General features: G+C 68.1%; 22 protein-coding genes. 10 read left to right on the top strand and 12 right to left on the bottom strand.

All coding sequences use genetic code 11. The annotated features are described in order from the left end of the window. Positions 1 to 2,040: a DNA topoisomerase VI subunit B gene (locus tag NTY77_02155; GenBank protein ID MCX5794284.1), complete on the bottom strand. Its 2,040-nt coding sequence runs from the start codon at positions 2,038 to 2,040 to the stop codon at positions 1 to 3. Positions 2,041 to 2,104: 64 nt separating this feature from the next. On the opposite strand from NTY77_02155, the gene NTY77_02160 reads away from it, so the two are divergent. Further along, positions 2,105 to 2,866: a hypothetical protein gene (locus NTY77_02160; GenBank protein MCX5794285.1), complete on the top strand. Its 762-nt coding sequence runs from the start codon at positions 2,105 to 2,107 to the stop codon at positions 2,864 to 2,866. Between the two features lie 69 nt (positions 2,867 to 2,935). Here the strand turns inward: NTY77_02160 and NTY77_02165 are convergent, their stop codons facing one another. After that, the gene (locus NTY77_02165) at positions 2,936 to 3,166 is read right to left on the bottom strand and encodes a hypothetical protein (protein MCX5794286.1); all 231 of its coding nucleotides are present in this window, start codon (positions 3,164 to 3,166) and stop codon (positions 2,936 to 2,938) included. 161 nt (positions 3,167 to 3,327) lie between these two features. On the opposite strand from NTY77_02165, the gene NTY77_02170 reads away from it, so the two are divergent. The 7 genes from NTY77_02170 (at position 3,328) to NTY77_02200 (ending at position 8,355) form a co-directional block, all read left to right on the top strand. Next, positions 3,328 to 3,822 carry an 8-oxo-dGTP diphosphatase gene (locus NTY77_02170; GenBank protein ID MCX5794287.1) on the top strand — a complete coding sequence of 165 codons (495 nt, stop codon included), beginning with the start codon at positions 3,328 to 3,330 and terminating at the stop codon, positions 3,820 to 3,822. An 8-nt stretch (positions 3,823 to 3,830) separates the two neighbouring features. After that, the gene (locus tag NTY77_02175; GenBank protein ID MCX5794288.1) at positions 3,831 to 4,934 is read left to right on the top strand and encodes a class I SAM-dependent RNA methyltransferase; all 1,104 of its coding nucleotides are present in this window, start codon (positions 3,831 to 3,833) and stop codon (positions 4,932 to 4,934) included. 3 nt (positions 4,935 to 4,937) lie between these two features. After that, the gene (locus tag NTY77_02180) at positions 4,938 to 5,621 is read left to right on the top strand and encodes an RNA pseudouridine synthase (protein MCX5794289.1); all 684 of its coding nucleotides are present in this window, start codon (positions 4,938 to 4,940) and stop codon (positions 5,619 to 5,621) included. 235 nt (positions 5,622 to 5,856) lie between these two features. Further along, entirely contained in the window at positions 5,857 to 6,045 is a 189-nt protein-coding gene (locus tag NTY77_02185) for a helix-turn-helix transcriptional regulator (protein ID MCX5794290.1), read from the top strand. A 103-nt stretch (positions 6,046 to 6,148) separates the two neighbouring features. Next, positions 6,149 to 6,742, top strand: coding sequence for a LemA family protein (locus tag NTY77_02190; protein MCX5794291.1), 594 nt, complete (start codon positions 6,149 to 6,151; stop codon positions 6,740 to 6,742). A 6-nt stretch (positions 6,743 to 6,748) separates the two neighbouring features. After that, positions 6,749 to 7,417 carry a hypothetical protein gene (locus tag NTY77_02195; GenBank protein ID MCX5794292.1) on the top strand — a complete coding sequence of 223 codons (669 nt, stop codon included), beginning with the start codon at positions 6,749 to 6,751 and terminating at the stop codon, positions 7,415 to 7,417. Next, a complete protein-coding gene (locus tag NTY77_02200) occupies positions 7,414 to 8,355 on the top strand; it encodes a TPM domain-containing protein (GenBank protein MCX5794293.1) in 942 nt (313 codons plus the stop codon). The genes NTY77_02195 and NTY77_02200 overlap by 4 nt, the downstream gene beginning before the upstream one ends. 445 nt (positions 8,356 to 8,800) lie before the next feature. On the opposite strand, the gene NTY77_02205 is transcribed toward NTY77_02200, so the two are convergent. Then, a complete protein-coding gene (locus tag NTY77_02205; protein ID MCX5794294.1) occupies positions 8,801 to 9,571 on the bottom strand; it encodes a hypothetical protein in 771 nt (256 codons plus the stop codon). Between the two features lie 14 nt (positions 9,572 to 9,585). Further along, positions 9,586 to 10,365: an SGNH/GDSL hydrolase family protein gene (locus NTY77_02210; GenBank protein ID MCX5794295.1), complete on the bottom strand. Its 780-nt coding sequence runs from the start codon at positions 10,363 to 10,365 to the stop codon at positions 9,586 to 9,588. Positions 10,366 to 10,436: 71 nt separating this feature from the next. On the opposite strand from NTY77_02210, the gene NTY77_02215 reads away from it, so the two are divergent. Next, entirely contained in the window at positions 10,437 to 11,429 is a 993-nt protein-coding gene (locus NTY77_02215; GenBank protein ID MCX5794296.1) for a hypothetical protein, read from the top strand. A 41-nt stretch (positions 11,430 to 11,470) separates the two neighbouring features. Beyond that, complete coding sequence (locus NTY77_02220; GenBank protein MCX5794297.1) at positions 11,471 to 12,493, top strand: DUF4384 domain-containing protein; 1,023 nt, start codon at positions 11,471 to 11,473, stop codon at positions 12,491 to 12,493. Between the two features lie 9 nt (positions 12,494 to 12,502). On the opposite strand, the gene NTY77_02225 is transcribed toward NTY77_02220, so the two are convergent. The 8 genes from NTY77_02225 to NTY77_02260 form a co-directional block, all read right to left on the bottom strand. Continuing rightward, positions 12,503 to 14,968 (bottom strand): CHAT domain-containing protein, encoded by a 2,466-nt coding sequence (locus NTY77_02225; GenBank protein MCX5794298.1) that lies wholly within the window; start codon positions 14,966 to 14,968, stop codon positions 12,503 to 12,505. Between the two features lie 74 nt (positions 14,969 to 15,042). Then, positions 15,043 to 15,600 (bottom strand): hypothetical protein, encoded by a 558-nt coding sequence (locus NTY77_02230; GenBank protein ID MCX5794299.1) that lies wholly within the window; start codon positions 15,598 to 15,600, stop codon positions 15,043 to 15,045. Between the two features lie 14 nt (positions 15,601 to 15,614). Then, on the bottom strand, positions 15,615 to 16,163 hold the full coding sequence (locus tag NTY77_02235) for a uracil-DNA glycosylase family protein (GenBank protein ID MCX5794300.1): 549 nt from the start codon (positions 16,161 to 16,163) through the stop codon (positions 15,615 to 15,617). A gap of 77 nt (positions 16,164 to 16,240) precedes the next feature. Continuing rightward, positions 16,241 to 16,768 carry a hypothetical protein gene (locus tag NTY77_02240; protein ID MCX5794301.1) on the bottom strand — a complete coding sequence of 176 codons (528 nt, stop codon included), beginning with the start codon at positions 16,766 to 16,768 and terminating at the stop codon, positions 16,241 to 16,243. A 4-nt stretch (positions 16,769 to 16,772) separates the two neighbouring features. Beyond that, positions 16,773 to 17,192 carry a type II secretion system protein gene (locus NTY77_02245; protein ID MCX5794302.1) on the bottom strand — a complete coding sequence of 140 codons (420 nt, stop codon included), beginning with the start codon at positions 17,190 to 17,192 and terminating at the stop codon, positions 16,773 to 16,775. A gap of 69 nt (positions 17,193 to 17,261) precedes the next feature. Beyond that, on the bottom strand, positions 17,262 to 18,674 hold the full coding sequence (locus NTY77_02250; protein MCX5794303.1) for a tetratricopeptide repeat protein: 1,413 nt from the start codon (positions 18,672 to 18,674) through the stop codon (positions 17,262 to 17,264). Positions 18,675 to 18,683: 9 nt separating this feature from the next. Then, positions 18,684 to 19,226 carry a hypothetical protein gene (locus tag NTY77_02255; GenBank protein MCX5794304.1) on the bottom strand — a complete coding sequence of 181 codons (543 nt, stop codon included), beginning with the start codon at positions 19,224 to 19,226 and terminating at the stop codon, positions 18,684 to 18,686. Between the two features lie 11 nt (positions 19,227 to 19,237). Beyond that, positions 19,238 to 19,642, bottom strand: coding sequence for a hydrogenase maturation nickel metallochaperone HypA (locus tag NTY77_02260; protein ID MCX5794305.1), 405 nt, complete (start codon positions 19,640 to 19,642; stop codon positions 19,238 to 19,240). Positions 19,643 to 19,680: the final 38 nt, after the last annotated feature.

A 19,680-nucleotide genomic window follows, 5' to 3' on the forward strand; every position in this document is an offset into this window, starting at 1 on the left:
CTATCTCTTCCGCTTCTTGGCGGCCGGCTTGGCCTTCTTGACCGGTTTCTTGGCTGCCTTCTTGGCCTTCGGCGACGGCTTGCCCTTCTTGGCGGGCCCGATCGGGGCGGGCGCCGGCTCCGGTTGGGGAGCCTGCGGCAGGCCCGCTGCCGGCAGGGGGGCCGCCGGTTGCGGCGCCTCAGGAATCCCCTCCAAAGGGATCTCCGCCGGCACCTCCCCTTCTACCCCTTCGGCCGTGACGATGATGGAGTCCGGCAGGCCCTCGGGGCCGCCCTTCTTGCCCAGGATCTCGTCAGTCTTCTCACCGCCGGTGCGCTTCATGGCGATCTTGAGCAGCTGGGCCTTGAGCTTCTCCGTGGCCAGCTTGCCGCCCTTGAGGCGCTTGCAGGCCTCGGCCACCTCTTCGATGTAGAGCTCGAATATGTTGCGGCGGTGGAACTCGTGCTTGGCGTGTTCCTTCCTCTTCAGGAAGATGCCCAGGCGCCGGCCGCACTCCTGCATGGCCAGCTTGATCTCCTTGCGGATCTCGTCGTAGTCGGCGATGGCTTCCTTGGACTCGCTGGTGAAGGGCACCCAGACCGAGGCCATGTGCACGAAGATGACCATGGGCCCGGCGGGGAGGGCGCCCCGGGACTGCGAGACGCCGTAGTTGCGCCAGGAGGTCTCCAGCACGGCCTGGAAGGTGCAGCAAGCGGCCTGCTGGTAGAGCAGGGGGACCCGGTTGGCGAAGCGAAGAACGCGCGCCAGCTCCGCCTCCTCCGACTGGTGCTCGCCCTCGGCCATGGGCGCCTTTTTCTCCACCGCCTGGACCGCGTCCGGCCCCTTGCCGAAGGCCAGGCCCGCCTCGATGATGAAGGGATTGCCGCGATACACGGCCGGCGGACGGGTCACGGCCGTGTAGAAGTCCGCCTTGATCTGCTTGTAGAGACCGGTCAGGATGGCCTTCTCCCCGATGGGCGAGATGCAGTTGGTGGGCGGGGCCATGATCTTGGTGGCCTGGATGGCCTTGTAGAGCTTGTCCGCCTCGACGCCCATGATGTTGCGGGGCTTGGAGTGGGGGTTGAGCTCCGCGGTCTTGCAGATCTCGTCGGCCACGCGGGGCGAGACGCGCGAGAAGTCGCTGGAGAGGAAGCCGGAGAGCCAGTGGCTCTTGGTGTCGTGCAGCATCTTGAGCAGGATGCCGAACTCGATGCCGTAGGGGTGGGGCTTGATCTCGCGCGGCGGGACCGGGAGCTGGTTGAAGGTGCGCGGATAGACCTTGGTCTCGCCTTCGGGGGTGACGTAGGTGATCTTGGCGTGGGGGTTGGCGATGGCCGTCTGCTCCAGGTACTCGTCGACCGAGGAGCGGCCCTTCTGGTACTTGCCCTCCAGCTCGATGGTGACCTGCGTGCCGCGGTGGTGCTCCCATTCGATCTGCTTCTTCTCCAGGATGCGGGGCTCGTTGGTCTTGGTGTTGATCTGCACCTCGAAGTAGTGGGCCGGGGCATGCTCGCCCGTGCGCGAGATGATCTGCACGGGCTTGCCCGTGGTGAGCTGGCCGTACATGCCGGCGGCCGAGATGCCGATGCCCTGCTGGCCGCGGCTCATGCGCAGGCGGTGGAACTTGGAGCCGTAGAGGAGCTTGGCGAAGATGCGCGGGATCTGCTCGCGCACGATGCCCGGGCCGTAGTCCACCACCGTGACCTTGAAGCGCGTGGCCTGGGAGAGAGGCGGCGCGGCCGCGCCTTCGGGAGCCACGACCTCCAGTCTGACCACCACCTCGGGGAGTATGCCGGCCTCCTCGCAGGCGTCGAAAGCGTTGTCCACGGCCTCCTTGACGCAGGTGAGCAGGGCCTTGCGCGGGCTGTCGAAGCCGAGGAGGTGGCGGTTCTTGGTGAAGAACTCGGAGACGGAGATGCGGCGCTGAGACCGGCGGGCTTGGCCGGGGCAGGCTTGATAGCGGCAGCGGTCTTCACAACGGGTCCGGGCTTGGTCTTTTTCATGTCTGCCTACATCATACCAAACCTGCCCGGCGGCCCGGAAATACCCATATAGGCCCAAAGTCCTACTCCGCTCTGGGCCCCACAGCCCAGCCGCTGCCTGGAAAACGGGCTATGCTATTGCCATGGACGCGCGCGGCTCGGCCTATTTCTTGACCGCCATCCTTGTGGCCGTATCCGCGTCCGCGGCGCGGGCCGAGGATGCGCCAAGGGCCCAGCCCGCGGCCGAGAAGGTCCGGGTGCTGCAGAGCCAGATCAGCGACCCCGCGGACTTCAAGAGCTTCGTGGAAGGCTCGCGGAGGCTTCCGGAAGGCCCGGCCGTGCCTCGGGCCCAACTCTGGCCGCAATCCTCGGGCCGGGCCGCGGTCAGGAGCACTCTGCTGCAGGCGTCGCTGCGCGCCCGCAGGCTGGAGCTCGGGGTCATCCCGCCGGGTCCGGCCGCGGCGAGTCAATCCCCGGAGCCGACCTCCGACAATCTACCGTCCTTGCCCCTCGCTGGTTTGGCCCTGATATCGTTGGCAACGGCGGGTCTGCTGGCTCTGGCCAGCAAGCGGGAATTCACGGCCGCTCCGCCCGCCGAGGTCTTGCCGGTGGAGCCGGCGACCGTGGCTGAGATCTCCTCTCCTAAGGCGCCGATCACGGAAACAGCCTCCGCCCGCCGTCTGCTGGCCCGGCTGGAGGCCGAGCCGGAGCCTTTCGTGGACACGCGCATGCCGGTCTCGACCTGGCGGGCCATCTCCTGGCGCGAACAGCAGTTCATCGAGATGTGGGACACCAGCTTCGAAAAATCCTTGGGCCAGCCCTTCGCCGAATGGCTCGACACCCAGGACGGCGTCGAAGGGGTGGACGCGGCCCTGCTCAAGGCCAAGCTGAGCCGCGACGTCTAGGCTCGGCTGTTCGGCCTTCTTGCAGGAAGGCCGATCCCCGAACCGGCAGGTCTGGGCGCTGAAAGCGGCCTATCGGATCTTGCGGGCGAAGCGGTCCTTCAGGTTGGCGTCTATGAAGGTGCCCAAGCCCTTGCCGGCGAGCGCGAGGGTCTTCATCTTGCCGATATTGGCGGGGTCCGCGGTCTGGTTGGTGTAGATATAGACCGAGCAGTCGGCGAACCGGACGGTCACGGCGTCCTTCGCGAGGTGATAGCGCACGACCTTGGATTTGCCGCTGAGGTTCTTATACAGCGTCATCATCTTGTGTCTCTTTGGAGTTCGCATGATAGACATTATGCGACAAAGGAGTTCGGGGACACAATACTCAATTCAGCCGGGGAGTCAGGTATTGTGTCCCCAAACTCGCAAGCTCGACCGCGCAGAGTATAGCAATACCCGTTGGAAAGGCTATGATTGTACTAGTGGAAACAGACCTCATGGAGCCCGCAAAGCCCGGCTTCAGCGAACTCGCAGTGCTGTGCTTCCTCATCAAGGACGGCCGCATCCTGCTCATCCGCAAGAAGCAAGGCCTCGGCACCGGCAAGATCACAGCCCCCGGCGGACGCATCGAGCCCGGCGAGAGCGCCCTGGACGCGGCTTGCCGCGAGACCACTGAAGAAGTGGGCCTGACCCCCTCGGGTCTGGCCCAGGCCGGCGAGCTCCACTTCCAATTCGCGGACGGCTACAAGCTCCACTGCACGGTCTTCACCGCAAGGGAGGCCGAGGGCGCGCTAATCGAGACGGACGAGGCCGCGCCCATCTGGACCGACATCTGCGCTATCCCCTACAAGGACATGTGGGCGGACGACGAGCTTTGGATGCCCTGGATGCTGGCCGGCAAGCCATTCCAAGGCCATTTTCGCTTCGATGGGGACCGCATGCTCAGCGCCAGCGTCGAACCCAGCCCACGAGCTTGAGGCCCGCTTTGGAACAGCTCTTCGCAGTGTGCGCCCCCGGCCTGGAGGCCTGCGTCGCGCGGGAACTATATGGATTGGGCCTCATCAAAGCTTTAGGACTCTTGCGCGATTTCGGAGGCGTGAAGTTCCAGGGCTCCTTGCGCGACCTGTACCGGGCCAACCTGCTCCTGCGCTGCGCGGACCGCATCCTGGTCCGATTCGCGCAGTTCCACGCGGCCTCATTCCCTGAGTTAAGGCGCAAGGCGAGCCGCCTGCTCTGGAAGGACTATCTCGCGCCGGGGCGGCCCGTCACTTTGCGGGTCTCCTGCGAGAGCTCGCGCCTGTATCATGAGACGGCAGTGGCCGAGCGGCTGGCCGATGCCATCGCAGACAGCCTCGGCACTCCCCCACTCCCAGGGCCGGGACAACTCATCGATGTGCGCCTCGACGACGACCTTTGCTCCATAAGCCTGGACTCCTCCGGTGACCCCTTGCACAAGCGCGGCTACCGGCTGGCCTTGGCCAAGGCCCCGCTCCGGGAGACCTTGGCCAGCGCGATGCTGCAGGCTTCGGGCTGGGACGGAAGCTCGCCCCTCCTCGATCCCTTTTGCGGGTCAGGGACCATCGCCATCGAGGCGGCTTTGCTGGCCGGCAGGATGGCGCCGGGCCAGGCCCGGCGCTTCGCCTTCATGGACTGGCCCGATTTCGACGCCGCGTGCTGGGAGGAGCTCAAGGCCGCGGCCGCCCAACAGGCCGTCTCTGAGACACCGAGGATCATCGCCTCCGACCGGGACGCCGGAGCCATCCGCGCCGCGCAGGCCAACGCGAAGCGCGCGGGAGTGGCTGACCGCATCGAATTCTCCTGCCGGGCCGTCTCAGCCATAGAGCCCCCTTTGGGTCCGGGCTGGGTGGTCACCAACCCGCCCTACGGCATGCGCCTGAAAGGCAGCGGCGATCTGCGCGACCTCTACGCCCAGTTCGGCAAAGTCCTGCGGGCCAAGTGCCCGGGCTGGCATGCCTCCGTGCTCGCCACGGGACCTCGGCTCATGGCCAGTACCGGCCTGCGCTTCGAGCCAGGCTTCTCCACCATGAACGGCGGGCTCCAGGTGAAGCTGGCGAACTGCCTGGTCTGAGACATGGACCCGAGCATCGCGCCCACCGTCTTTTACGAGGACAACCACGTCATCGTGGTGTACAAGCCCGCCGGCGTTCTGGTCCAAGGCGATGCCAGCAACGAGCCCACGCTCATGGACGCGGTCAAGCTCTGGCTCGCCAAGAAGTATGACAAGCCGGGCAAGGTGTTTTTGGGTCTGGTGCAGCGCCTCGACCGGCCCGTGTGCGGCGTCATACTCTTCGCCCGGACTTCCAAAGCGGCCTCCCGGCTCTCCGAGCAGATCCGCGCGCGCACAATCGAAAAGACCTACCGCGCCATGGTCGAGGGCACTGTGGAGCCGGAAAGCCTGCGGCTGACGCACTGGCTCTCGGAAGACGACGGCTTCGTGACCGCCCACGACGAGCCAGGCCCGGACCGCAAGGAAGCCAGGCTCGGCCTGCGCGTGCTGCGCCGCGACAAGGCTACCACGCTGCTTGAGATCGACCTAGAGACCGGACGCAAGCATCAGATCCGCGTCCAACTGGCGCGGGCCGGGCATCCCATAGTCGGCGACTCGCGCTACGGCGCGCGCCTGCCTTGGCCGCGGCCCGGCATCGCTCTCGCGGCTGTGCGCCTGCGCTTCAAGCATCCGACCCAAGACCGCGAGTTGTCCATCGAGCTGCCCGCTGAACTCGACCCTCTGCGTGGGTGCGCCGAAAATTTGTAGGTAGCCGCCAGACCGGGCGCCCGGAATTGCGCGCCCGGCAATCTCCCGTGGGGGTCCCTCCCTTGGTCCGTTGCTTTGCTGCAACTTCCCTCCCCAACGCAACGATATAGGGCATCTATTCCGAACCGTGTTGCTTGGGAGCAACGGACCAAGGGAGGCAAGGCTCGGCGGGTGGGAACTTTTTCGGGGGTCATCTCGTAAGTATAGTATGGATTCCCAAGGGACGGTGCGTCGCATGGCGACATCGCTCAAAGAGCTGCGGCTGGACCGCGGAATCTCCCAGCGGCAGCTTGCCGATCAAGCCGGCGTCAACGCTTCGGTCGTCCATCGGGCCGAGCGGGGCGAGGACGCCAAGCTCTCGACCTGGGGCAAGCTCTTTGCGCGGGCAATCGCCGTTTCTATTGACCGCTTGACGAGGGTGTAAGGCCGGCTACCTACAAATTTTCGGCGCACCCCTCTGCGCCGATAGCCGCGTCACCGCGGCGGCGGTTTGCTATCATAGCCGTAATCCAATCCTCGGAGGCGCCATGAAAGCTTTAGCCGCCGTGCTCGGAAGCATCCTCGTCCTGGCTTTGCTCATAGGCCTGTGGGCCATGTCCGCTTACAACGGCCTGGTCACCAACCAGGAGGCGGTCAACGGCGCCTGGGGCCAGGTGGAGAACGTGTACCAGCGCCGCATGGACCTGGTCCCCAACCTGGTCGAGACGGTCAAGGGCGCGGCCGGCTTCGAGAAGTCCACGCTGACCGCGGTGGTGGACGCCCGCGCCCGGGTGGGCAGCCTCACCGTGGACAAGTCGGTGCTCAACGACCCCGCCCAGTTCAAGAAGTTCGCCGCGGCGCAGGGCGAGCTCAGCGGCGCCTTGAGCCGCCTGCTGGCCGTGGCCGAGAACTACCCCAGCCTCAAGGCCACGGAGAACTTCCGCGACCTGCAGGTCCAACTGGAGGGCACGGAGAACCGCATCGCGGTGGAGCGCCGCGCTTTCAACGAGGCGGTCATCGCCTACAACGTGACGGTGCGCCGCGTGCCCGCCAGCATCGTGGCCGGCCTGGCCGGTTTCAAGGAGCGCCCCTATTTCGAGGCCGAGCCCGAAGCCAAGAAGGCCCCCCAGGTGCGCTTCTAGCCCGCCATGGGGACCTCCGAGCGGATCAAGGCTCTGCTGGGCCCAGACGGGCTCAAGCGCATAGAAAGCGCCGTGGCCCGGGCCGAGGCCGGGACCTCCGGCCAGATCGCGACCTATATCGCCTGGCAGAGCGACTCCTATCCGGAAGCGCCCTGGAAAGGCGCGGCCTTGGGCGCGGCGGCCGCCTGCCTGGCCCTCTTCCTCGCGGACTGGAGAGAGCCCCTCTGGCAGCCCCTGCGCAACCTGCTCGCCGCGGTGCTGGCCGGCTGCGCTTTGGGCGCGGCGGCCGGCCGCTTCGTGCCGGCCCTGCGGCGGCGGCTGGCCGGAGCCCAGCGCCTTTCGGCCATGGTGCATCGCCGGGCCGAGGAGGTCTTCCTGCACCATGAGCTCTTCAAGACCCAGAAGCGCACCGGCATCCTGATCTTCGTGAGCCTCTTCGAGCGCCGCGCCGTGGTGGTGGCGGACTCCGGGATCAACGCCAAGGTCGGCCCCGGAGACTGGGACCGGGCCGTGTCCCGGGTCATCGAGAGCGCGGCCGGGGCCAGCCTGGCCGAGGGCATGGAGCACGCGGTCGCGCACTGCCATGATCTTCTGCTCAAGGCCGGGTTCCAGGCCGAGCCCGGCGCGCGCAACGAGCTCAGCGACAAGCCCCTGATCGATGGGGAGGGCGCGTGATCCGCCGCGCCTGGGCCTTGGCGCTGGTCCTGCTGGCCGCCGCGCCGGCCGCTGCCCTGGACGTGCCCTACCTCGACGGCCGGGTCAGCGACCAGGCCGGCATCCTGAGCCCCAGCGCGGTCAAGGAGATCTCCGCGCAGCTGGCCGAGCACGAGCGCAAGACCGGCAACCAGATCGCGGTGCTGACCGTCCCCTCCTTGGAGGGCGAGGCGCTGGAGGATTTCTCGGTGCGCGTGGCCAAGACCTGGAAGCTCGGTCAGAAGGGCAAGGACAACGGCATCCTCCTGCTGGTCGCGCCCCAGGACCGCAAGATGCGCATCGAGGTGGGCTACGGCTTGGAGGCGACCTTGCCCGACGCGCTGGCCGGCCGCATCATCCGCGACGAGATCACCCCCCCCTTCCGGCACCAGGACTACGACGGCGGCATCCGGGCCGGGGTCTCGGCCATACTGGGGACCTTGGAGGGCTCCTATGAGCCTAAGGCGCCGGAGCGCGCCGCCTCGACCAGCGGCGGCGGCTTGACGCCGGACATGGACCCGGTCATGCGCATCCTGATCGGAGCCTTCGTCTTCGGCATACTGGGCCTGTTCACCGCCATCGGCATCCTCATCCCGGACGCGACCGGCTGGTTCTTGTACTTCTTCCTCATCCCCTTCTGGGCGATGTTCCCCATCGTGATCCTCGGCCCCCGCGGCGCGCTGGCCACCTTGACCTGCCACCTGGTGGGCTTCCCCCTGCTGAGGCTGCTGCTGCCGCGCACCGACTGGGGCAAGCGCGTGGCCAGCCACATCCACACCACGGGCGGCGGCTGCCACGGCTCCAGCTATTCCAGCGGCTGGGGCTGCTCCTCCGGCGGCGGAGGCTTCTCCAGCGGCGGGGGCGGCTTCTCCGGCGGCGGCGGCAGCTTCGGCGGCGGCGGCGCCTCCGGGTCCTGGTGATCGGCTAGCCGCAATGCCGGTCACTTAAGGTCCGCTTCCGTCGGCCGCTGCCGTTAAGACCCTCGGAACCCCGTGGGGGTTCCGAGGCCGGCGCGACGATATTCCTCTGTCGCGCCGACCCTATGAGGATTCTGAGTGCTGGGTCACTTCCCGATCCCTTGGATCTTCATGAAGTTGCGCGCGCAGGCGGAATGGGGCGCGCGCGGCTCGCGGCGCCAAGCGCCGCGAGCGCAGGAAGAGAGAGTAATGGGCCGAAGTATCAGTGATCGGATGGCGACCTGAAATGGTGATTCTATTTATGAAATAACGATAAATTCAGCAATACCTCCAGCGCTGGAGGTGGCGGGGCTAGAAGTGATGGAAAAATATGAAAAATTGGCACATCGAGTCGCCGTCTTCCGTCATAGCACAAAAACTGCGTGCCGATAAGTGACCGGCATTGCGGCTAGCCGCCCTTGAGGTCCTCGCGCCAGCGCCTCTCCAGCATGGTCAGGTCCGGAAACGCCGTCCCATAGGCTCGGCGCAGGGCCTCCTCCAAGGGCAGCCCCCGGCGCAGGCCATCGCACAGGTCGAAGAACAGCCCGCCCGGGAACCGCCGCATCAAGAAGCGCACCAGGCTGTAGGCCTGGATGTACCAATCCGAGACGCTGCGCGCCTCATGGGCGTCGTCCTGATAGTCGAAGGCCAGGAACTCCGGCAAAGGCCGCATGCGCTTGGCCGCCCGCTCCGGGTCGAACGGGCGGTCCTGGTCCAGACCGTAGTCCCACTCCATGTTGACCGCGACGCCTTCAGTGAGCCAGCGCGGGGCGTGTCCGGCCGCAGAACCGGACGAGGCGGCCAAGAAAAAATCGTCGAAGAACAGGTGCCCCAGCTCATGGGCCAGGATGCGGCGCAGGTCCGGGCTCTGGAAGGCGGAGATCCGGCGCCGGGCGAGGTCCACCTGCGCGGCGGTCCAGGGCTTGACTCCGGGCTGGGCCCGGTAGGAGTCGGAGCTCTTATACAAATACAGCTCTATCTTGGCGTCCTTGGCCCAGGGAGAGAATAGGACGAGGTCGAGGGATACCTTGGCGTGCAGGCCCTCGAGCTCGTTGAGCAGTCCCTCAGGGGGATAGAAGGCTTCGCTGTAAACGGTGAAATGCTCGGAGTCCACGCGCTGGAACTCGGGAGGCTCGGCGGCCGAGGCCGCCAGAGTTCCGGCGCCGAGCGTGAGCCCCAACAGACAGCCCCAGATCATCGCTGCCCGCGGCCCGCCGGGGCGAACACGCTCTCCTGGGCGGCCTTCTGGAGGACGCGGGCGACGGCGGGGTCCAGGCCGAGGGGGCTGGCGCCGAGCGCCCCTTTGCGCAGCAGGGCCGAGTAGAAGACGCAGGCGGCCAGGTAGGTGCCGGCGGCCGAGGGATGTACGCCGTCGCCGTCATAGAGCTCGATCTCGGGATGGGCATGCCGGACGCGGCTCCAGGCCGTGCCGACCGGGGCCAGGACCGCGGAGGTCCGCGCGGCCAGGCGGTCGAAAGTCCAAGTGATGCGCCGCTGCTGGCTCTCGTAGGTGCAGACCGCGGGTATGGCCTTGCAGTTCTCGCTGTCCCCGCTCTTGCGGCCCCAGGCGGCGAAGAACACGGTCTTGGCCCGGGGGTTGGCGGCGTGGATGAGCCCATCGAGGCGCACCGCGTAGGGGACCGTCTCAGCGTCTATCTGGGAGTCGTCGAAGCCGGGCATTTGGCTCTGCTCCTGGAGCACGACGAAGTCCCAGGGGCGGGCCTTGATCTTGGCCAAAGATTGCTCGTCCCGGGCATGGTCCATGAGGCGATAGCCGCCCTTGACGGAGGCGTCCGCGGCCACGGTGTCGCCGAAGGAGCGGGCCACAGCGGTCAGCGTGCCGGGCAGGTCGTTGACGGAGGTGTAGCTGTTGCCAAGGAAAAGGACCTGGAGTGGGGCGGGGGCCTCCCCTGACCGAGCATCGGTCACGGCCCAGAGGGCCGCGAGGAGGATAAGCCGGAGCAATAGTCTCATGACGAGTCATTATATCGCACTTATGCTCCGGCAGGTTTGACAGGGCGGCGGCGCAATGGTAGATTCAGGCCATGCGGCACTGCATCCTGATTCTGCTTTCCGCCGCCTCTTTGTCGGGCTGCCAGGAGCAGATGACCTTCGGAGACCTGGACCGCAAGCTGGGCGTGGGCGAGCTCTGCGCGGCCCTGCGCAAAGGCGACCCCGCCGCTGCCGCCGTGCCTCTGGAGCCGGCCCCAGGCATCAGGCCCTCCATCCCGGGCTTGGCCCAGGCGCTCCTCGGCCATAAAGACGAGCCCTTCCGCGACGTCGCGCCCTTGCGCATCTTCGAAGCCCTGCCCAGGGACCAGGGCCCCATCGAGTCCTGCGCCCCCGGAAACTTCACCATGAGCGGCGACGAGATCACCAAGGAGATGTACCTGGAGTATCCCCGCTCGCGGCAGACGATCACCTTGCGCTACCGGGCCGCCACCTCTCCGCGGCTCAAGTCATTCGTGGTCGGCGGCATGGAGTCGCGCAGCCCGGGCCAAGCCCCGCCCGACGCGGAGGCGAAAAGGGTGGCCAGGTTCGTTGAGAATCTCGACCGGCTGGAGAAGGGCCTGCCGGTCGAAAAGGAGCCGGTGGACGCCGGGCAGAGCCAGGCGCCCCGGCCGGGGCCGCGCTTTGTGGGAGAGTCGGACCGGGCCTACAACGATTGGTCCGCGCTGGAGAAGCGCTTCCTGGCCGGCTTGCGTTCCGCGGACTCCAACGAGTGGGCGGCGGTGCAAGCCGACGCGGCGGCCTTGACGCTGCAGACGCGGACGATGCTCGACCATCTGGCGCAGGACACGGCCAAGCCTGCAGGGCCGGCCAGCAGAAGGCCGGCCTATTACGCCCAGGCCAAGGTCTACGCCGAGTCCTTGGACCGGTGCGCCACCCAGCTGTTGGAGATGTCGCAGAAGATGCAGGGCCGCTCGACTCGACCGGACTCCTATCCGGATGCCGCGCTCGTTGCCGACATGGAGAGGCACAATGCCCTGAAGCTGGAGCTGCAGCGGCAGACCTTCGCTTTGCGCGACGCGCGGTGAGCAGGCTTTATATAATACCAGCCGGACCCAGAGGTGAACACATGAAACTCTCCTTCAAGACCTGCCTAGCCGCCGCGGCCTTGCTGGCCGCGGGCTGGACCGCCGCGTCCGCCGCCGACGAAGCCAAGGACTCTTTGCCGGACGCCGCGTCCCAGCTCGCGGCCGGACTGCTCTCCCAGGCCTCGTCTTTGCGGGGCAAGAGCGTGGCCGTCGGTGAGATCGCGCCCCCGCAGGGTGGCCCCACCGAGCTCTCGGTGCGGTGCGCCGAGGCCCTGGAGGCCGCCTTGATGCTCCCGGCCAAGGGGCGGGAGCTCAAGGTGCTCGACCGCCGCAACCTGGAGTCCTTGGCCAAGGAGTGGGAGCTCGACAACAAGGGCTTCATCGAGGATTCCACCGCCAAGCAGGCCGGCAAGCTGCTGGGCGTAGACGTCCTGCTGCTGGGCAAGTACGCGTTCCCGGAGAAGAAGCTCATCGAGCTGCGCGCCTCTTTGGTGGACACCGAGTCCGGGCAGATCCTGGCCGCGGCCACGTCTTTGGTCAAGGCCGACAAGCGCCTGCGCGCGGCGAGCGAGAAGCTCGCGCCCGAGCCGGCGGCCAAGGCCGCGCCCCGGCCCGGCAAGGCCGAGCCGCTCAAGGTCGAGGTCTGGACCGATAAGACCGAGTACAAACCCGGAGAGAAGTTCCGGGTCAGCGTGAAGGCCAACCAGGACTGCCATCTGACCCTCATCGACGTGGGCACCAGCGGCTCGGTCAGCGTCATCTTCCCCAACCATCAGGCCCCGGACAACGCGGTCAAGGCGGGCGTGACCTACACCATACCGGACCCGGCCGCGGGCTTCGAGTTCGAGGTGAGCGGCCCGGCGGGCAGGGAGCTGGTGCGCGCCATCGCCTCGCATGAGCCGGCCGTGGACCTGGCCGACGCGGTGGGCAAGACCACGGCCGAGAGTCCCTTCGCCGAGCTCAAGGATGAGGCCCCGGCCCTGACCCGGGACATCCACGTGAAGGCCAAGAAGGCCAAGCCCGGAGAGTGGAGCGAGGCGGTCCTGCAGCTGAAGATCCGTTAGCGCGCGGCTTCAGCCGCGGCCGGTGACCAAGAAGGCGGCCCAGAAATACGGGGCCAGGCCCTTGCGGACCATCTCGAGCTGGGCCAGGCGCAGGCTCTCCGCCAGGCCCTCTTTCTTCTCCAGCCCGGCGTAAAGGCTTCCCATCAGCTCGGCGGTCGCCTTGTCGTCTATGCTCCACAAGGTCGCCAGCACGGACGGCGCGCCCGCGTAGAGGAAGGAGCGGTTCAAGCCCACGATCTCGCTGCCCGTGGCCGAGCGGCCCAAGGCCGTCTTGCAGGCGCTCAGGACCACGGCGCTGCCCTTGAAGCGCAGCTTGAAGATGTCCAGCGCGCTCAGGCGCCCCGCGTCGGCCGCGGTCGGCGCCAAAAGCAGTCCGGATTCCAGCGGCGTCTCCTCGGAGTAGTTGCCGTGCGCCGCGAAGTGGGCCACGTCGAAATCCCCCCCGAGCAGCTCCTTGGCCTTCTCCCCGGTGGCGGCCTTGCCCGTGAACACGACGGCCGATGGGAAGCGTCCCTTGATGGCCGCCACCTCGGCCTCCGCGGAGGGCAGGTCGAACTCGCGCCGGCCCAGGTCCGGGTTGCCGAAGGCCAGGACCCGGAGACTGGCTTGCGGCTTGCGCTCGGCGAGGTACTCCAGCACCCCCGCGTTGGGCAGGCTGAAGAGGGCGCGACTCTCGATCAGGTACTTGCCTTGGTCGCTCAAGGCCGAGAACGGCAGGTAGTAAAGCGCGTCGTGCGGCGCCAAGCCGATGTTCGGCGCGGTCACGAAGGGCAGGATGGGCTTGAGCAGGATGTCGTAGAGCTTCTGGGAGAGGGCCTTGGTCGCGGCCTGGTCCTTGGCCTGGATGGCCTTCAGGAACGAGGCCACCAGCGCGCGCAGGTCCTCGCGGCCGAGCTTGACGCGCTCCAGGTGCACCTTGTCCCGGTCCACGGCCCAGACGTAGAGGGTCTGGTCCGTCACGAAATAGTCCAGCAAGGCGGTGTCGGCGGGGAGCCTGGCCTGGATGACGGACGGCGCCGGCGACTGGACCGAGACCAAGGAGGCCAGCTCGGTGTTCTCGCGCTTGACTTTGACCACGATGTCCCGGTAGGCGCCCTCGGCCTTGGCCAAGCCGGCGAGGAGCTCCTGGGCGGCCGGATCGCTGCGGGCCGCGGCCAGCCGCTTGCCCAGGCCCGCCACCTCCTGGTCGGCGGCCTGTTCCTGGCGCAGCAGCGAGCGTTCCGCGGGGCTGCGGCCGAGGTCCTGGCCCGCGAGCAGGTCCACCAGCAACCGGGCCTTGGAATGCTCCGCGTAGTCCAGAGCCCCGGCGGAATCCCCCTCCCGGGCCAGGACCTCCACCAAGGCCTCGTAGACCACCTGGCGGTTGAAGAGATAGCTCTCCTTGAGCTGGTCGATGACCAAGGCCGAGCGCTGAGCCTCGATGATAGCCGCGGCCTCCTTGAGCGCCGCGATGGCGCCCGGCGCGTTGCCGAAGCCCGTCTCGTAGCGCGACAGGATGAACTTGGCCCAGATCTGGTAGAAGGGGAAGCGGTAGCGGTCCGCGAGCTCGTTGAGCTCCCGCGCCGCCTTGAGGCCGGCGGTGATGTCCTGCTTGAGCAGGAAGACCTGCTCGCGGAAGAACAGGCTGTCCACCTCGCCTACGCGATAGCCTTCCTCCCGCGCCAGCCGGGAGGCTCGGTCCAGGTGATTGAAGGCGGTGTCCCAATCCCCCTTGATCCCGGCGGCCAGGCCCAGGAAGTTGTTGACGTTGGTCTCCATGATCCGGAACACGTCGGGCGGGGTGAAGGAGCCCGGCTTGGTCTTGCGGATGGCGGAGTTGAGGTCGAGGACCCGCCGCAGATGCGCGATCCCCTCGTCCTGGCGGGCGCGGATGGCGGCGAGCATGGCCGGATCGAAATCCAGGAGGCTGTATTTCTTGGTCATGCGCGGCACGTAGTCGGCGAGGATGGCCGCGATGCCGCTCTCCAGCTCGGAGTCGCGCCGCAGCATCATGAAGTCGAAGTCCTTGCCGTAGCCCTCGTTGGCGGCGCAGGAGCGCTGGAAATCCGACAGGGCCTGGGCGTAGTCGCCGTTCATGAGGTGGTAGTGCCCGTAGTTGTGGGCGACGAAGGCGTCCATTGGGGCGGACGGCCAGTCCTTCTCCTTCTGCCGGATCAGGTCGAAGGCCTCGCGCACCCGGCCGAACTCGTAGAGGGCGAAGACCTTGCGGTTCAGCGCCGAGCCCTCGCCGCCGGCGTTGCCGCGCTTGCGGAACTCGGACAGCGCCCGGTCATAGAAATGCAGGGTCCTGGTCTCATCGCCCAAGGACTCGAAATGCATGCCCACGCTCATGAAGATGTAGGGGATGCCCCAATCCGCGCCCACGCTGGCGCCCTTGAGCTGCTTGACGGACTCAGCCGGGATGTCCTTGTCGAAGGGGCCGTCGAGCCGGATCTTGACCATGAAGTCCGGCGGCGCGGGCATGATCCTGGTCATGGCGGCGCAGCCCCCCGCAGCCAGGAAAACGAAGGCTAGGCAGGCGCGGCTCAACGAGGCGGATCGGCCCCCGGTCAATCCTTCTCTTCCTCTCCCAGCTGGAAGGCCTGCGCGTCGCCTTCCGGAGCGGTCAAAGTCACCATCCTCCGCCTGAGATTGACGGTGCCGCCCACTCCCGGGATGGGTTTCTGCTTGGGATCGTAGAGCCGGCCCTGGCGCAGGAGGAAGCCCGTGCCCGCGTCGTTGTCCACGAACAGCGCGAAATCGGTCCCCGCGTCGCGCATGATGCCCCGCAAGTAGAGCTTGTGGATGCTGAAGTCCTGCAGCGAGAAGGCCCGCGCGGAGCCGCGGCTGGCGCCCCAGCGCGCGAAAGGATCGCGCAGGCGCTCCACCGTGTAGATGCCGCCCACGGTGGCCGCGCTGGAGGCGGCGACCTCGGGACGGGCCGCGGAGCTTGCCGCGGCCTTGGCGGCCGGCTGGACCGCGGCCTTGGGCGAAGCCGGGGCCACGGCCGCGGGCGCAGCCGGGACCGCGGCCGCGACCTTCGGCATGGCGATGGGAGCCAGGATCGCGATCACGCTGGTGACGATCAGCAGCTCCAGCAAGGTGGATCCCCGGGATGTCTGAGCCATTGGCACCGTATAGTTTAACGATGTGCGCGCGGATTTACAATAGCCCGGAAGGCCGGATGCGCGGCGATCAAGCCCAGCGCCCGGCGCAGCAGGGTCCGCCCCGGCTCCATGCGGTGCCAGGGGGACGCGCCGGAAGGGTGCGGCAGGGGGATGACGTCGAAGCCCCGGACCCGGAACCGGCGCCCGATCAGCCCGCTGAGCTTGCCCTCGGGCAGGAACCTCGCGATGGCCAGCTTGCCCACCGGGATGACCAGCGACGGCCTGAGGAGCTCAAGCTCGCGCTCGAGCCAGGCCGCGCAGTTGGCGATCTCCTCGGGCGAGGGGACCCGGTCGCCGCCTCCCGGTCTCTTGCCCGGGAAGCAGCGGCACACGGCCGCCATGTAGACGGCGGAGCGGAACCGCTCCTCGCTGAGGCCCGCCGCCGCGTAGAACCACTTGAACAGGGTCTTGCCCGCGGTCCACGCGAAGGGGCGCCCCAGCTTGGGCTCCTTGTCGCCCGGAGCCTGGCCCACGAGCAGGACCCGGCTCGCCACCGGACCCCCGCTCACCACGGGCGGCCGCATGTCCGGGCAGAGCCGGCAGGCGCGCAAGGACTCCACGTGCTCCGTCAGTCTCCGGCTCGCAGGAGGCTTCAGCGGGCCTACCGGCCGCCGTGGCGCGCCTCGGCCCGGACGATCCGGGAGAGTGCGTAAAGCCCCAGGCTCAGCAGTATGATGAAGGCGCCGCAGTTGACCTGCACGGCCCAGCCGATCGGGCCTGACGGCCCGCGCAGGGCGTGCACGACGAGGATGGCGGCGGACGCGAGGAATGAGAACAGGATGGTGTTGCCGCGGGACCCGTAGATGGCCGAGGCGATGGGCGTCAGAATGAGCAGCAGCCAGGCCGGAGGCCAGGCCGGCCCGAATATGTAGACCTGCAGCACGCTGACCGCGAAATTGACCCAGACGCGCACCCGGAGCCGGCGGCCGGCCGCGTCGCCGTGGTCGATCCAGCCGATGGACAGGGAGTTGAACAGGATGGAGAAGACCATCAGGACCGAGGAGACCGCCTTCAGCCGCAGCGGGAGCTCGGCCAGGATGATGCCGTTAGCCACCAGGAGCACGCCCAGGGGGGTGAAATAGCGGTTGACGAGATGGGTCCGGGAGTGGTCCAGAGGTCGATTGGTCATGGGATCAATAGGCCGTCCATACGGAGCCCTTGGTGTCGGTGTGCGTGCAGTTGACCCAGAGTTTCCCGAAGTCGGCGTCACTGGAGTCGTTGTCGTAGGCCCAGCCTCCCGCGTCGTTGATGACGGAGGCCGCGCTCCCTTCCCGGATGCTGTTGGAATCCTGGTGGTAGCCCACCAGCACGGCCGGCGGGAAGGCGCCCAGGTACTGGCCGCCCGCGGTCAGGGCCGACAGGGAACTCGGGAAGGTCGAGGCCTGGTCCGCGTAGTAGGTCTGGATCGCCGAGCGTATCGCTCCCAGATTCCCCTGGGTCCCCCCTTCTTTCGCCTTCCGGAACACGATTGAGCACAGGACGCTGATGATGAGCACCACGAACATCAGCTCCAGGAGGGTGAATCCTCGGCTCAGCCGCGACAGGGGCCGCATGCCCAGCAATGATACTATACTGGACGAGTGGAGTATACTTCGATTTCCGGGAGGAGCGCGCCGAGCGGCTCAGCGCGGAGGCGCGGCCAGGCGCGCCAGGACCGCGTCCGCGATGTTGGAGGCCAGGAGTTCGTTGCCGCGCCGCGTGCAGTGGCCGAAGTCTCCGCCGAAGTTGTCCACGAAGAGCGCGAAGTAGCCCTCCCGCGCCACGGCTTGTCGGAATGAGTCCTCGTTGTCCACGAATGTGACCTCCGGCGCGCCCGCCAGCATGTCCCGGAGCGGCGCCACGCTGCGCATCGGGTATTGCACGGCCGCCAGAGCCACGCCCCGCCGGTCCAGCAGAGTCTTGATCTTCAGGTAGTTTTCGCGGGTCATGGCCGCGACGCCGCCTCCCGCGGCCGCCTCCGCCCGGCGGCGCGTCTCGGCCGCGAGCCCGGGCTGGGACATCCCATCGTAAGCCAGCGCCAGCGCCCTGAGCGTGGAGGCGTCTTCCGGCCTGCGGGCCAGCATCCAGCGGTACTGCTGCGCGGCTGAAGCCCAACGGCGCTGCCAGCAGAGCAACTGCGCCAGGAACATGCGCGCGGGCTCGTCGTCGGGATCGAGCGCCAGGGCGAGGCGGACCTCCCGCTCCGCCTCGCCGTAGCGCGGGCGGACCTGCGCGGAAAGGACCCGGCCCAGGTTCATATGCCCCGCCGGGTTCCAGGGCTCGCTCGCCACGGCCTGCCGGACCCACGCCAAGGCCAGGTCCTGCTGCCGCTGCAACCCGCCGCGGCGCGCCGCCAGCAGGAACAGGTCGCGGATGCCGTCCGGCTGGCGGAGCACGTAGTCCTGCACGTCTTCCGGCTCGGCCTCGCTGCGGCCCTGGTCGGCGACGGCCGCGTAGAGGCCTGTGCGGGACGCGAAGAGGCCCGGCCAGCGCCGCAGAAGGCGGCGGTAGACCGCCTCCGCGGCCCCCGGACGCGCGCTGAGGCGCAAGTCCCGGGCCAGGAGGTCCCAGACCTCCGGCTGATCCGGCCCCAGGCGCAGGCTCCGCTGCAGGCTCGCCACGGCGTCGTGAGGGCGTCCCTGCTCATGGTAGAACCTGCCCAGCGCGGACCAGCGCGCCGGGTCCTGGGGGCGCTCCTGGGCCATGGCCGTAAAACCCTCTTCAGCCTGCCGGGCCATGCCTTCATGCCGGAGCAGGTCCGCCAGCCCCTGCCGCGCGGCCAGGTCGCTCGGCCGCAGGGCCAAGGCCCGCGCGAACGACTCCCGGGCCGCCGGCCAGTCCCGCCGCGCCTCATGCCAGCGGCCCCAGGCCGTGAGCAGGTCGGTCCGGCCCGCGCCCGCGGCCTCGGCCCGGCGCAGGCAGAGGCGCGCCGCCTCGGGCTGCCGGCGGCCCAGTTCCAGTCTCGCCATCAGCAGCCAGGCCTCGGGGTCTCCCGGCGCCTCCCGGCAGGCCAGCCGCGACAAGGCCGCGGCCGCGCGCACCCGGCCGAGCGCCAACAACTGGGCTCACTGCCGCAGATGGTGCGCCCGGGCCGTCCCCGGGACCGCCCCCTCTCCCCGGCCCGGCGGCGGCAGGTCCGCGAAACGGCCGCCCCGGGAGCGCGCGGCGTTCCTCAGCAGGGCCAGCAGCCGGAAGGCCCGGGAATGCGTGAACAGCCAGGAGTCCCTCCCCGCCACGTCCCTCAGGTAGGGGACCTCGCGGTCGTTGCCGCCGATCATGGCGACCACCAGGTCCGGATGATGCCGTTCCAGGTTCTCCGGAAGGTGCGCGAACACGTAGTTGGTGTTGATCACGCCCACGCCGCCGTCGATGACCACGAACTTCCGGCCCTGGCCGCGCTCGTTGAGCAGGGCTTCGAGCGGCCCGGGGTATTGGCGCAAAGTGGTGGACTCCCCCAGGCAGAGGATCCGATAGGCGCCCGGAGCCTCGGCCCCGGAGCGCCAGCGGCCGGAGGCCGCGCGCGCGCAGCCGCCCAGCCGCAGGGCCGCCTCCAGCAAGAGGCAGGCCGTCGCGAGTCCGACGCCGAGGGCTAGGAGCTTCCCCTTCATGTCGCGGCCGGTCAGGACTTCTTGGCCGGCCGGCGGGGCTTCCGGGCCGGCTGCTCTGCGACCTCCAAGTCTATTCCTTCCACGCCGCGCCCGCCGCTGACGCGGCAGACCGCGCCGCACTTCGGACATTCCGCGATGGGCAGATCGGAGTGGTGGTCGACGCCCTCGTCCGCCCGGCCCTCATGGCCGCACGCGCACTTGATGCGGGCCGGGAGCACGGTGAGGACCAGTTCCGCGCCTTCCAATTGCGTGCCCGCAGCCGACACCGCGAAGATCTGCTTGAAGGACTCCTCGCCGTGCAGCTCCAAGGCCCCGATCTTCAGGGAGATGGACTTCACCTTCCCCGTCAGCTTCCGGGCGGCCAGGTCCTGGCGGATGGAATCGATGACGCTCTGGATTATGGCTTGTTCGTGCATGGGATCATCTATTATACACGTCGTAGGCCAGGATTTGC

It is taken from the genome of Elusimicrobiota bacterium (assembly GCA_026388095.1).
In the GTDB taxonomy this organism is placed as follows: domain Bacteria; phylum Elusimicrobiota; class Elusimicrobia; order UBA1565; family UBA9628; genus UBA9628.